The sequence below is a fragment of the Pseudoalteromonas sp. NEC-BIFX-2020_015 genome, from assembly GCF_012952265.1.
In the GTDB taxonomy this organism is placed as follows: domain Bacteria; phylum Pseudomonadota; class Gammaproteobacteria; order Enterobacterales; family Alteromonadaceae; genus Pseudoalteromonas; species Pseudoalteromonas neustonica.
The window spans coordinates 170314-184795 of record NZ_JABCJL010000003.1; the positions used below are offsets into that span (position 1 = coordinate 170314).

Annotated in this window: 10 protein-coding genes; 7 read left to right on the forward strand and 3 right to left on the reverse strand. The window is 41.5% G+C overall.

The genetic code is table 11. The features are described from left to right. Positions 1 to 68: 68 nt before the first annotated feature. The 7 genes from HH219_RS03720 to HH219_RS03750 all read left to right on the forward strand — a co-directional run bounded on the left by HH219_RS03720 (position 69) and on the right by HH219_RS03750 (position 12288). A complete protein-coding gene (locus HH219_RS03720) occupies positions 69 to 2585 on the forward strand; it encodes a zinc-dependent metalloprotease (RefSeq protein ID WP_169326659.1) in 2517 nt (838 codons plus the stop codon). A 163-nt stretch (positions 2586 to 2748) separates the two neighbouring features. Next, on the forward strand, positions 2749 to 5010 hold the full coding sequence (locus HH219_RS03725; RefSeq protein WP_169326660.1) for a DUF5916 domain-containing protein: 2262 nt from the start codon (positions 2749 to 2751) through the stop codon (positions 5008 to 5010). A gap of 218 nt (positions 5011 to 5228) precedes the next feature. Further along, a complete protein-coding gene (locus tag HH219_RS03730; RefSeq protein ID WP_054205857.1) occupies positions 5229 to 6485 on the forward strand; it encodes an HlyD family efflux transporter periplasmic adaptor subunit in 1257 nt (418 codons plus the stop codon). Positions 6486 to 6495: 10 nt separating this feature from the next. Then, positions 6496 to 7188, forward strand: coding sequence for an ABC transporter ATP-binding protein (locus HH219_RS03735; protein WP_054205856.1), 693 nt, complete (start codon positions 6496 to 6498; stop codon positions 7186 to 7188). Beyond that, positions 7185 to 9689 carry an ABC transporter permease gene (locus tag HH219_RS03740; RefSeq protein WP_169326661.1) on the forward strand — a complete coding sequence of 835 codons (2505 nt, stop codon included), beginning with the start codon at positions 7185 to 7187 and terminating at the stop codon, positions 9687 to 9689. Before HH219_RS03735 ends, HH219_RS03740 begins: the two co-directional genes overlap by 4 nt. 12 nt (positions 9690 to 9701) lie before the next feature. Beyond that, positions 9702 to 11051: a sigma-54 dependent transcriptional regulator gene (locus tag HH219_RS03745; RefSeq protein ID WP_249118439.1), complete on the forward strand. Its 1350-nt coding sequence runs from the start codon at positions 9702 to 9704 to the stop codon at positions 11049 to 11051. Beyond that, positions 11044 to 12288, forward strand: coding sequence for a HAMP domain-containing sensor histidine kinase (locus HH219_RS03750; RefSeq protein WP_169326662.1), 1245 nt, complete (start codon positions 11044 to 11046; stop codon positions 12286 to 12288). The genes HH219_RS03745 and HH219_RS03750 overlap by 8 nt, the downstream gene beginning before the upstream one ends. A gap of 16 nt (positions 12289 to 12304) precedes the next feature. On the opposite strand, the gene HH219_RS03755 is transcribed toward HH219_RS03750, so the two are convergent. From HH219_RS03755 to HH219_RS03765, 3 genes are read right to left on the reverse strand one after another with little or no spacing between them, the layout of a single operon-like run. Beyond that, complete coding sequence (locus tag HH219_RS03755; protein ID WP_169326663.1) at positions 12305 to 13093, reverse strand: PhzF family phenazine biosynthesis protein; 789 nt, start codon at positions 13091 to 13093, stop codon at positions 12305 to 12307. Between the two features lie 24 nt (positions 13094 to 13117). Next, on the reverse strand, positions 13118 to 13603 hold the full coding sequence (locus HH219_RS03760) for a pilin (RefSeq protein ID WP_169326664.1): 486 nt from the start codon (positions 13601 to 13603) through the stop codon (positions 13118 to 13120). Then, positions 13600 to 14427, reverse strand: coding sequence for a hypothetical protein (locus tag HH219_RS03765; RefSeq protein ID WP_169326665.1), 828 nt, complete (start codon positions 14425 to 14427; stop codon positions 13600 to 13602). The genes HH219_RS03760 and HH219_RS03765 overlap by 4 nt, the downstream gene beginning before the upstream one ends. Positions 14428 to 14482: the final 55 nt, after the last annotated feature.

Consider the following 14482-nt stretch of genomic DNA (forward strand, 5'->3'; position numbering starts at 1 on the left):
TCTCTTTTTTCATTAATTTTATTCGGTACTATTACCTAAATTTTTTACAAGCTGAATGAAATATAAAAATGAAATTAACTACACTCACATTAGCACTGAGCTTAGCATTAGCAACCAGCGGCCACACATTAGCTGCCGATAAAAAAGATGACAAAAAAAGTAAAACTATTGCTGAATTAATTAAAAACAAAACTGAATTCGCTGGTATTTTTAGCTTATACCAAGATGAAAAAACTGGCGCTCACTTAATGGTGATTAACGAGTCGCAACTTGATACGCCATTTGTGTATTTCGCACATACTGTTGATGGCGTGACTGATGCTGGGCATTTTCGTGGCGCATACCGTGAAACCAAGCTAATTGAATTTAGAAAGTACTTTGACCGTATTGATATTATTAGTAAAACACCGCGCTACCAGTTTGATGAAAACAGCGCAATTGCAAAAGCAGCCGATGCCAATATCAGTGAAGCGGTACTCGCTAGTATTAAAATTGAAAAACAAGAAGAAGGCAAAATCGCTTTTAATGTAGATAAGCTTTTTCTAAGCGAAGCGCTACATAAAGTATCTCCATGGCCAAACCCAAACGACAAAAACGCTAAAAAACGTTTTAAAGTCGGCAAATTAAGTGATAAAAAATCGCGCATTATAAAACAACGCCCTTATGCTAATAACTTAGATGTTGTTGTAGATTATGTATTTGAAAATGCTAACCCAAGTGTTCGTGGCTCAAGCGCCGTTAGCGACCCTCGCAATGTATCTGTAAAAGTACAACATTCATTTGTAGCTTTACCTGACAATAACTATCAACCGCGTATTGATGATGCTCGCATTGGTTACTTTACTAACCAATTTGATCAAATGACTTCGCCAGATTGGGCACCATATAAAGATGTGATAAAACGCTGGGATTTACAGAAAAAAGATCCAAGCGCCGCATTATCAGAGCCAGTAAAACCGATCACATGGTGGATTGAAAATACCACACCAGTTGAATGGCGTGATACCATTGCAAAGGCAACGCTTGCATGGAATACATCGTTTGAAAAAGCGGGAATTAAAAATGCCATCGTAGTAAAAATACAACCAGATGATGCTGATTGGGATGCGGGCGATATAAATTATAACGTACTACGTTGGACTTCATCACCTAAGCCTCCATTTGGTGGTTACGGCCCTGCACTTGCAAACCCGTTAACCGGCGAAATCCTCGGCTCAGACATCATGCTTGAGTTTGTGTTTATGAAAAACCGCTGGATTTACGACACGCTCTTTACTCAAGGCACTATGAGCCACAGTAATGAACATGCAAATACCGGTGAACTAAACTGCTCTCTTGGTCATGAAATTCAACAAAATATGATGCTTGCAAATAGCCTATCAACAGGTGCCAGCATTGAAGATAAAGAAATTTTGCGCCAGGGTCTTACACAGTTAGTTTTACATGAAGTCGGCCACACACTGGGCCTTAACCACAACATGAAGTCATCTATATTGTGGAATGAAAAAGACGTACATGACAAAACAAAAACGCAAGGGATCGTGACGGGTTCTGTTATGGATTATGCCCCAGCTAATATCGCACCAATTGGCATGACACAAGGTGACATTTTCCAAACTAAGCCTGGTCCTTATGATGATTGGGCCATAGAATTTGGTTACAGCCAAGCTAAACCAGACAATACTGCTGAACAACAACGTCTAGAAGCCATCTTAGCCCGCTCAACAGAACACAAACTTGCCTTTGGTAATGATGCTGATGATATGCGTGCGCCAGGTCGCCATATTGACCCACGCGTTATGATTGGTGATATGTCGTCTAATCCTGCAGCATATGGCGCAGACAGAATGGCACTAATCAATAAGCTGTTTACTGAACTTAAAGATAAAGCCCGTATTGAAGGTGAATCGCATCAACAACTGCTAATCTCGGCAAACAGCTTGTTTGGTCAATACAGAACACAAGCTAATGTGATTTCTCGTCAAATTGGTGGTGTGTATGTAGAGCGTGCTGTAGTAGGTGGGAATGAGGCGGTTGCACCTTATACACCAGTGCCACTTGAACGCCAACAGCAAGCGATGCAAATTTTAGCTAAAAACGTATTTGCACCGGACGTGCTAACTAGCATGAAGCCACTTTATAGCTACATGCAACAGCAGCGTCGTGGTTTTAATCATTACGGTAAAAATGAAGATCCTAAACCGCATAAAATGATTTTAGGCATGCAAAAATCAGTGTTATCGCAGCTGCTACACCCTGCTGTAATGCAGCGTATTTCAGACACCGCACTTTATGGTAACCAATACAGCCTTAGTCAATTTATGGAAGAGTTATCAGCCAGCATTTTTGTCGATAGTAAACGAGCGAACTCAATCAGCCACAATTTACAAATTGAATATGTAAATCAGCTAATTGCTATTGCCGGACTGGGCAAGACAAGCAAGCACGATAACCTAGCTAAAACAGCCGCACTTTATCAACTAACCCAAATTGCTGATCTCAGCACTGCGTGGGGAGCAGATACGGCAACTAAAGCACATAAAAAGTATATAGACCGCTTAATTAGTAAAGCACTAGAAGCATAAGTCGTTAGACCGTACTTTTATTATATGATCGTCTTGATCAATATAAAAAAGTACGGTCTTTTTATAACACCAAATTATTGATATTTATGCGTAAATCAACCTAACAACATTACTTTCACTTACGCGCCAGTAAATACTCGGTAATTAAATGACAGGAATAGTTATGACTGGTTTGTCTCGGTTCCCCCAAACTTGGTTGCAAAAAAATAAAATTCATTTTAGCCTCGCCCCCTTAGCACTCGCCTGCTCTATTAGCCTTTTTTCTCAACACACTAGCGCAATGGAAGTTGACGGCCAATTAAATGAAGTGCAGTGGCAAACAGCGCACACATTAGTATTAGATAAAACAATTAGACCTTTTAGTCTTGCGGCTGCGCCAGTTGCCTCTGAAGTGAAATACTTTACGAGTGAAGAAGGCATTCACGTTGCAGTCATTGCTCAGCAACCTAAAACACAGCAAACAGCCATGCGTACAGCCCGCGATAGCAATCTTGAAAGTGACTATATTGAACTCATCATTGATTTTGACAACAGTAAAAATACCGCTTATGGCTTTATTCTTGGCAACGGCGGCTCAATGCGTGATGGCATTTGGCAAAACAATAATAGCTTTAAAAGCGACTGGGACGGTACGTGGTTTGGTAAAACCACACAAACTGATAACAGCTGGACTGCTGAATATTTAATCCCTTGGTCAGTTGCCCCCATGGCACAAGCAAGCAGCGCACAACGTCAGCTTGGCCTTTTTGTCCGTCGTCACGACGTCAAATCTGACAGTAGCTACAGCCAAGTGCCTACATCTCGTGAGCAACCTGATTTTATCCGCGAGTTTGGTACTGTTAGCGTTGATAATTTTGCCAGTTCATCACTGGAAATATTCGGCTCCGCAATGTATCAACGAGATATGTTGAACAGCAAAAATAGCAGCAATCTGAGTCTTGATATATTTTGGCGACCAGATGCGAGCCAGCAATTAAGCGTGGCGCTAAACCCTGATTTTGGCCAAGTTGAATCTGATAACCTCGTCGTTAACTTTTCACCATTTGAAACATTCTTTGCCGAACGTCGCTCTTTCTTCACTGAAAACCAGTCACTGTTCGACTTGCAAGGTAATGCAGGGTTGCGATTAGTGCATACACGGCGCATTGGTGTTGATGGCGATATTGATGCTGCAGTAAAATACACCCGCAATGGTCAAAACATAGATTTTGGTGCCATGATGGTTATCGAAGACGATACTCACAGCGGTTTAGACGCAAGTCGTTTTGCTACAGCCAGAGGTCAATATAAGTTCGCAAAAGCACAAGTTGGTTATTTAGCCACTTACGCAGATAGAGCCAGCGAAGGGCGAGAAGCGCAAGTACATACTATTGATTTTAGAACAGATGTCAGTGACAGCATACAAATACAGGGTCAGTTCAGCGGCAGTTTTATTGATAATAAACACACACAAGAGCCTGACACACAAGGCCAAGGCGCATGGTTTAATGTGGTGCATAAATTTAATGATAACTGGCAGCAACGACTTAATTTAACGCGCTACACTGATGATTATGACGTTAACGATCTAGGCTTTTTATCGCGCAATGATTTACAGCGTATTTACTACTCTAATGAGCGTTATTTTACAGACTTTAGTGCCGATGATTCATTAAAGCAGCGCCGTGTTGAACTTGCTGCGCGAGTTGATTACAACAGCCAAGGCGATCATCTAAAAAGCTTTATATTTCTCAGCGGTAATGAAGAATACAAAGATACCTCATTTTTGTTTTGGCGCGCTGAATATATCACCTCAGGTAAAGATGACCGTACTAGTCGTGGCAATGGTATATTCAATACCGAGTCAGGTTACGAATTTTTTACTGAATATAACTTTGGTAATCAAAACAAGTTTCGCCACCATATTGGTTTAGGGTATGAAGACACTTTTTCTGACGGCCAAGCCACCAGCTTACATTACCATCCCAGTTATTACTTCACTGATAATTATCGTATATCTTGGAGCTTGTGGGCTGAACAGGAAAAAGACAGTTTACTGTGGATAGATAATCAACTGGCTCGCTATAACTTTAAAGAGCTTAATAACAGCATTGATTTTGATGCCACTATTGATGATAAACAAGAACTGAGAGTACGCTTTCAGTGGATCAGTGCCACAGGTACAGATGGCCAAGCACAGCGTATTAATAGTAACGGCGACTTATACGCTAGCAATGCGGTAGCCAATGACTTCTCGCGCTCTACCACTCGCCTGCAAATTCGCTATCGTTATGAGCTGTCGCCACTATCAAATATATTTTTAGTCTACAGCCGAGGCGGACGTTCGGTGAATGACCTAAATCAAGCTAACTTGGAGTTATTTAGTGAAGGTTGGGGAGAGCGCACTGGCGATAATTTTGTCGCAAAAATCCGCTACCGCTTTTAAGCCTACTTAACTGACACTCTGATTACTCACCCCAAGCCTGTTTACTAAGCCCGGGGTGAGTAACGCGCATTCAAAACCGAACACAGCCGTGTTCGATATCGAACACACATCTACTAAAAAACACCACAAAAACAACCAAGCCATTGAAATATAAATAAATTTAATTTTGGCATCAAACTTTCATTAACTACAGTATCAACCAAGATGATGAGTAGATAATGAATATCAATATTGACCAAAAAACAAAACCGAACACATTAAAAGTTGTGCTAATTATTGCAGCGCTTGTGGCTGTCACATGTATCGGTTATTTCACTATTAAACCGACCACACCACAGCTTAGCGCTAACACGCTCAATGTAGTTACTGTACAGCAAGGCGATATTGATATTATGACGCCAGTGTATGGTCAATACGCATCGCGCTATGAGCGCCTGATCAGCGCACCAGCAACAGGGCAAGTGGGTGAGATTTATTTACGAGCAGGTGCTGATGTAGAAGCAACAACTATTATCGCGAAGTTAGTTAATCCTGATTTACAACAGCAATTGTTTGAATCACAGGCCAAACTTGAGCGTATGCATTCTGAATTTGCCTCATTTAAATTTCAAAAACAAAACGAGCAATTAACCTTCCAAGCCGAATTGGCTGATATTGATAGTCAGATACAAGGGGCTAAGTTAGATGTTGACGTAAACCAGCGCCTATCGGATCAAGGTATTGCTGCCAAAATTGATTTAGAGCGTGCCATTCTTAAACACAATCAACTTAAGAAACGCCTAGAATTTGCAAATTACCGCTTTGAAAAACAAAAAGAAATGCACAAGTTAGAACTTGAGCAACAGAAAATTCTATTAACACAGCAACAAAAACAAGTCGATTTAGTCAGCAACAAAGTTGCGGCATTAACTATCACCGCTGGGATTGCAGGCACCCTACAACGTTTAGATATTGAACTTGGAGAGCGGGTAAACCAAGGGCAAGCAATGGCGCGCGTTGGTTCAAAAACACAATTAATGGCAAGACTGAATATCCCACAACGTATTGCTGAGCGTATCCAACTTGGTGCTACGGTTGAATTAAAGCATCCCAATGGCACGCTAAAAGGCACAGTTAAACAGCTGGCATCTGTAGTCGAAAATGGCTTTATTGTAGCTGAAGTACATCTGAGCGAACCATTACCTTCAAACCTACGCCCAGCACAACCAGTCAATGCATTGGTATTCGTTGAGCGCAAAGAGAATGCATTATATGTGAGCCAGCAACCCGGTTTAAAACCACTTGGCGCACAACGACTATACAAACAAATTCCCAACCAACCACAACTACAACAACAGCAAATCACCTTTGGCGAATTAACAGGCTCTGAGCTGTTAATTACCACCGGGGCTATTGCGGGTGAAAAAATTATCACAAATGATTTAAGCCAATGGCATACTTACACCCACTTGGCCCTAGACACTTCAAAACTTTAAGGAAAACCTCATGACAGCACTCGTAACAATTAACAATATCAATAAAGTGTACAGTAAAGGCCAAGTAAAAACACATGCCCTACAAGATGTATCTTTAACTATCAATAAAGGTGAATTCATCGCTATCTCAGGGGCTTCAGGTTGTGGAAAGTCAACCTTGCTCAGTATATTAGGCCTGCTAGATACGCCAACTGATGGCCATTATCAATTAGCCAATATTGATACACATAGCCTTAAAGTTGATCAACGCTCTAGCGTACGTAACAAGCATATTGGCTATGTATTTCAGTCATTCAATTTAATTGATAGCCTCACTGTATTTGAAAACGTGGCATTGCCATTGGAGCACCGCGGCACATCTAGCAAAGAAATAAAAACCGCAGTGGAGAAACAGCTAGCTGCGGTAAACATGAGTGCACGCTTAGATCATAAACCAAACCAGTTATCTGGCGGACAGCAGCAGCGCGTTGCAATCGCTCGCGCATTAGTAGGCAACCCTGACTTACTGCTAGTAGATGAACCAACCGGTAACTTAGATAGCCAAAACGGCGATGCTGTAATGCAACTGTTACTTGATTTAAACAAGCAAGGTGCCACCGTTGTTATGGTGACGCATGATGAACGTTACAGTCAAATGGCACAGCGTCAAATCCGTTTATTTGATGGTAAAGTATTGGTTGAACATCAGGAGGCCGTTGCATGAGTTTTTATCTACGCGCATTACGTCACGGTGTTTTACGGCTATTTACATTGCCACGCTTGTCACTGCCAATTCTACTTACGTTAAGTTTAACGTTGGCAGCGGTGCTTGCTGTTGTCGCCATGAGTAGCCATCTTATTTTTAAACCTTTACCTGATATAAAAGACGAAAACAGCCTGTATGTCATTAACCGTACCATGGCGGTTTCACAAGACATGCGTGTTTCTATGTTTACCGCTAAGCGCTTGGCACTATTAGCTGAGCAATACAAAGGATACGGCCAGTTTGCTGCATACCAAGCTGACGAAAGTGCGGTAAAAGTGCATGAAACGAATTACCCAGTGTCACGTTTTGATGCCAGTAATAACTTTATGACTATGGTCGGAGGAACCCTGCTACTAGGTGAACAACCAAACAAAGTAAATACTCAAAACTCTGTGTGGATCTCTGAGAGTTTATGGCAAAGCGCATTTCAAAAAAACGTAAATGCAATAGGTCAAACATTACAAATAGACGCCACATCGGTGCAAATTCGCGGAGTGATCAGTGACTTTTCATCGTTTAATTCCGATAACGATGAAAAATATACTCAACAAGTTTGGCGTTATTATGATTTAGCCGAAAAAGCAGCAATGCCTACACAAATGACGATAGATGGCAGCCTGCAGCCCCTATTTCGCCAAACCGAACGTGTATTTACGGCCGATGACATGGAGAGTTTTTGGCAGCAGTATTATCTTGACCAAGGTGAACAACTTGGCCCTATGAAACAAATGTTTGAGAGCATGGCCCCAGAAAGCACGGCAACCTTATATCGCGATAACCTGATGGAAGATCAGCAAACCATGCTGTTGTTTTTATTAGCAACTGTGGTCATCTTACTCGTAATGGCAAGCCTCAACCTACTAAACCTATTTATTGCCCATTACCAACAACGCGAACAAGAATTTGCCACACAGTTATGTATGGGCGCATCACGCAACAAATTATTAGTAATGAGCTTTTTAGAAAACCTGAGCACCTTTTTACTCGCTGCAGTATTAGGTTTGTTAGGTGCAGCTTGGCTGATTAGGCTATTACCTATCATCAGTGGTGGTAATATCGCGATGCTTGAACTAGTGCAAATTGATGCAATAACTATTGCTGTTGCGGTTGCAATTGTACTGACGATAAATTTATTTTTTGCATTTTTATCAACCCGTCAGTTTGATCAAACACAACTAATTAGCAACCTTAATAACGGTAATAAGGGTGTCAATGCAGGTAAAGTGACCCGTCTTAGTCACGTGTTATTTATTGCACAGTTAAGCTCCGCTGCGGTTATTTTAACGGGCACCGCTATGCTGGCAAATACCGCCTACGATAAGCTAAATATTCACTTAGGTTTTGAGCCAGGAAATACACTAATAGCCAATGTACGTCTACAAAGTAACGATGATCCGATTTTAGACAGTGCTGAAATTGAGGAAAAAGTAGCGCAAGTCGCACAAGATCCTGAGGCCGCAGAGCAAAAAACTAAGCAACGCTATCAGGGGGCGCTCGAAATAAAAAATCAACTTGAGCAAGCAATCCTCCAAGTGCAGCCAAATATCACCCCACTACAAAGCCAAGGCGAACCCTTTAGTTTTAATACCGTCATAAATATGACTGAGGATGAGCAAACACAAGAGCGCTTTACCTATATGACGATTAATATTGCGCCTGATTATTTACAGACCTATAAGCTCAATTTGCTAGCAGGGCAGAATATGACTCAAACGCAGTATCAAAATTTAGAGCCTGTGGCATTGATCAACGAAACCTTTGCCAAACAATTGTCCACAGATGGCACGATTGAATCGGTAATAGGTAAAAAAGTTTCTAATCGTCAAGTTATTGGAGTAATCGCAAACAATTACACCATGATGGCAAAAGATCAGGGCTATCCGACTATGCTTTACAGTTATTCGCACGATAATGCTAATTTTGGGATCAATATTGCTATGCAGCTACCACCAGGGCAGAGCTTTGACAAACATGCCATTATGCAAGCGATTCAATATGCTCACCCACAAGTGATTGAAGTAGATGCACGCACACTTGATGAGCGCTGGGCAGAACAAACAATGCCGCAGCGCGTACAGTTTTATTTTATCAGTGCGTTATCTCTATTAACTTTGCTACTTGCAGCCGTAGGTAGTAATGGTATGGCGATGAGCTTTACAGAATTAAAACGCTTTGAACTTGCAATACGCATGGCAACCGGCGCAAGCCGTATTAACCTAATGAAGCGAACATTAAAAAGCTTTAATGGCTTACTACTGAGTGCGCTAGCTATTGCTATTACCCTCGCCTGCGGTCTTTATTTAGCGCTACAAAAAGCAATTCCTATGTTGCCAGCATTTTCTTGGCAAGCACTAACAATATTCACTAGTTTATTGATTGCTATCGTCTTTATTGCCATTGTTTTGGTAGTATGGCGTATTATTAATGCTGACCCTATGCGTGCGCTTAGAGAGCAATAAACTTTTAAGGAGATGGCAGCATACGCTGCCATTACAACCACAATGACCCCACACACTATTTTAGTTGTTGATGACGACGATGACATTCGCTTTGCCCTATCACTACTTTTAGAGCAGGCAGGCTATCGTGTGGTTGAAGCTGATGGACCAAGCCAATGCATGCAATTGCTCTGTCGGTTAACGCCTGCGCTGGTGTTACTGGACATGAACTTCACCCGTGATACAACTTCAGGAAAGGAAGGTCTTGCACTACTAGAGCAAATCACGCCATTGGATATTCCCGTTATGCTAATGACTGCATGGGCAAATATTGAACTTGCAGTAACCGGGTTACAAACTGGCGCTAAAGATTTTATTGAAAAACCATGGCGAAAAGAAAAATTACTCAGCCAAATAGCTAATCACATTAAGCCTATTACTACGCAGCCGACACAAAGTGATTGGATAGCATACTCCAGCGCGATGCAATCGCTCAATACCCTAATAACACAGCTTGCACCTACCGATGCTAACTTATTAATTTTAGGAGAAAACGGCACGGGTAAATCACAACTAGCCAAGCGTATACACCAATTAAGCGCACGCAGTGAAGCCCCCTTTGTGAGCCTAAATATGGGTGCTGTTGCAGAGTCTTTATTTGAAAGTGAGCTATTCGGTCATCATAAAGGCGCGTTTACCGACGCTAAGCAAGACCGCACTGGTGCGTTTAGCCGCGCCAAAAATGGCACCTTATTTATGGATGAAATAGGCACTTTACCGTTTCATTTACAGCCTAAATTATTGCAAGTACTCGAAACCGGTGAATTCACACCACTGGGCGCAAACAACAGTGAGCAGGTTAACGTACGCCTAATTGCAGCAACCAATCAAGACTTAGCCAGCGCGATTAAAAACGGGCAATTCCGCCAAGATTTATATTATCGCTTAAACACCTTTGTGATCACGCTCCCAGCTCTGCGTGAACGAAAAGACGATATATTGCCACTCGCCGCACATTTTATTAATCAGTTTGCTGGTAAATATAACAAGTCGCCTTGCACATTATCCCTAAGCGTTGAAGAGCTGCTATGCAACCATAGCTGGCCCGGTAATATTCGTGAGCTAAGCCATGTAATAGAACGCGCTATGTTGATTTGCACGCAGAGTGTCATCGAATTAGCCCATATAATGCTGGATAGCCAAACAAGTAAAAGCCAATTAATTCCACAACTCACACTTGAAGAGCTTGAAAAACAAAGAATCACTGACGTACTACAACAGCATAACCAACAAATAACTGCGGCGGCAAAAAGTTTAGGTATTTCACGTAATGCGCTGTACCGACGGATGGAAAAATACCAACTAGAGGGGTTTGATGAGTAACTTTAAAGTGAGCCATAAAGCCAAGGTAATTAGCACGTTCACTGGTATTTTTTGCGCTATTATTGTGCCAAGTACAGGCTGGATTTACCAATTCAGCCAAGACGTACTGCTAACTACCACTTTGGCTATTTGCCTTAGTTACCTGCTTATTATGTGTATCTACAGGCTATTTAACGCTTATTTTTCGCCTGTTGCTCAGCTACAAGCCTACATTGATGCAAAACAGCAAGGGCAAAGTAACCTTAGCTTAGGTTACAAAGATCCAAGCTCACCATGGACGGCTCTCGGTGCACAAATTGAAACGCTATTTAACAAGCCTGCACCACAATCAACGCATTTGATCGGCGGGCTATTTCAACACTGGCCCCACCCAGTAGCCTTATTTAACGAGCAAGAGCAGCTTATTTTCTTCAATCATCCGATGTATCAGCAACTTAAAACGCCGCTACTACGGGGTATGAGTATGGCTGAATGCGGTTTTACAGTTAAAGATAAACAATGTAGTCATGCTAAATTAAATCAAAATTGGCAAGTGCAACGTATTGCGCTCAATGATGCAAAACAAACACTTATTACCGCCAGTTATATTGGTAATCAACTGCAAGATGCAAAACGTCAATCCCAAGCTGATTTAATTCGTATTTTATCGCATGAGTTAAATAACTCGCTGACCCCCATGGCATCTATGACAGATACACTACTAAGTGCAGAAACACTAAATGAAAAACAAACAAGACAAGTATTAACGCGAGTAAAATCACGCAGTGAATCACTGCTGCAGTTTATAAAAGCCTACTCAGAATTAAGCCGCTTGCCTGCAGCAAAGCCACACTACTTTGATTTAAAAGCCTTGGCGACTCTCAATGCTGCCGAGCAAAATATTCAACTTAATTTTGCAGGCGAGTCGCAATGCTTTGCTGATAAGCTACTTATTGAGCAACTGTTAATTAATGTATTTAAAAATACATTTGAGGCCACTCACAGTCCTGCATGTATAACCTTACGTTGCTTTCACCAAGCCGATATACAAATACTGCAACTGACCGACAACGGCCCAGGCTTTGCTAATCTAGAGCACGCAATCCAGCCTTTATACACCACTAAAAAAACCGGCAACGGGCTTGGACTCGCACTATGTAACGACATAATACAAAAGCACAACGGCCAGCTACAGTTAGCAAATACCGAACATGGCGCGCAAATCACCATTAAACTTCCACAAGGCAGCACCAAATAGCTGTTATTAATAGCGGTTATAAATAAATGGTGCCTTGCATATAGCGTACAGCCCGCCCTGTTAAAGTCACTGTATGATCACCTACATCACATTGCATATGTCCACCCCGGCTTGAAGCTTGATACGCGCTGAGTGACTTTTTACCTAATTGCTGCGCCCAGTAAGGCGCAAGACCCGTATGAATTGAGCCAGTTACAAAGTCTTCATCGCCACCACTTGCAGGCCAAAAATAACGTGAGATAAAATCATATTCTGTACTTTTAGCCGTCGCAACTACATCTAACGGATATAAGGTTTTGAGCAAACTAGAGTCTGTTTTAAGGTGAACGACATCGTCCTCATTTTCATAAATAACAAAGTAAGCCTGCTGGTTTTTCAACACCTTAATTGGTTGTATAGACAAGCCATCAAACAACTCTGAAGGTATATTCTCAGCCTCACTCGGTGCTTGCTTCGGGAAGGTCATAGTAAAGCTAGCATCATCATTTTTATTGATAATTAGCTCACCTACCGCAGGTGCATGAAACGTTACTTGCTTTACATCATGCTGTTCACACAACACAAAAGCGGCGGCAAGTGTGGCATGGCCGCAAAAATCAATTTCCATTAATGGTGAAAACCAACGTATTGCAAAGCTTCCATCGGCTTGTTTGCACGTAAACGCGGTTTCAGACACATTATTCTCAGCGCCTATTTTTAGCATCAACTCATCACTGAGCCACGCTTCAACATCGATTACCGCAGCATAGTTACCTTTGAATAATTCACTAGTGAATGCATCAATTTGATGAATCGTTAATTGCATCTGCTTTCCTAATTAATGAGGTATTTATAACTTAATGTTTAAACACGAAGAGGGCAAAATATCTTTAGGGACTGTGGTTTTATTCTCCCCTATCGCTTGCATACCAGTAACAGGTTTATCAAACCCACACAGCCAAGCAATCGGGCTTGTTGGGCTCCCCATCACAACCGCAGGACGAAATGTAAGTACCGTATTTTGTAAAGTCGCAGAAGCTTTGTTACCTAAGCTAATATGAATGGCGCCGCCATCTACGCTGATCCCAGTAACGCGATTACCAATTAAAAATTCACTCGCGGGTACGCCTGCCTGTTCATTATTTGCAGGAAATCGCCCTTGCTCTAAATAAAAAGCAGTGACGTCTTCGCGAATTGCAGCCGCCATTGCCAAGGGGTCAACCAATTCACTGCGTTGTAAGTATTTACTATATTGCGGCAATGCAACAGACGCCAAAATACCTATAATAGCCACAACGACCATTAACTCAATGAGTGTAAATCCTTTATGCCTCATACTATTTCTCCAATCATAAAAATAGGTTTGTATGCTTGTTGTAAAAACAAGCAAATGATTAAAACTAAAATAGCGGTGAATAGGTAAATGAGCTTGTTGATATAGACTTTAATCGTGTCATTTAATAGCCGCAGCTTTTGCTCTACTAAAAATGCAAATTCATCACTTATCGCCAGTCCATGTAATTGACAGCTTTCTAAATGCATGATTTCGGGTAAAGCTGAACGGTCTTTTGAGCCACGCTCAAAAAAGCCAAGAACTGCCATCAAAGTAGCGTATTGTTGTTTTATCTGCTTAGGAATAAATAAGCCACGTATTCCCAAAAATAAATCTGGTGAGGCTAAATTACACGCCTCTCGTAGTTTAAAAATAGTAAAGCACACAACTGCAAACAGCATTGCTAACACGACAATACCAACATACCAATACTGAGTGTATTGCATTAACGAGTCTGCCACATTGATATTATGAGAACTAAGCACCTCTGAAAAAGTAGGGAGCACAAACACTTGATAGATAGTGCTAATCGCAATAAAAATAACGAACAAAGCAGCTAAATAACTAAGCTTATCTTTATAGTCAAAGGAAGGGGATGCGATGATTTTTGGCAATGTGCTATAACAAGCTGATAATTGCTTTTGCTCACTCGGATTTGGATTGTCGACTAACTGCGCCGCTAATTTTTTTGCAAGCTGACTTTCAGGCTGCCCTGCTTTATAGATTTTTAAGTGAGTCGCTGAACGTAATTGATTTTGCTGGGTAGTGTTAAGATCATTTGCTAGTGAATATAATCGACACAAATAACCGAGCTGATTCCAATTCATACCCTATCCTTTTTATTTTAAGATAGGGTAATTTGCCATACAATCAGCTGGTTTG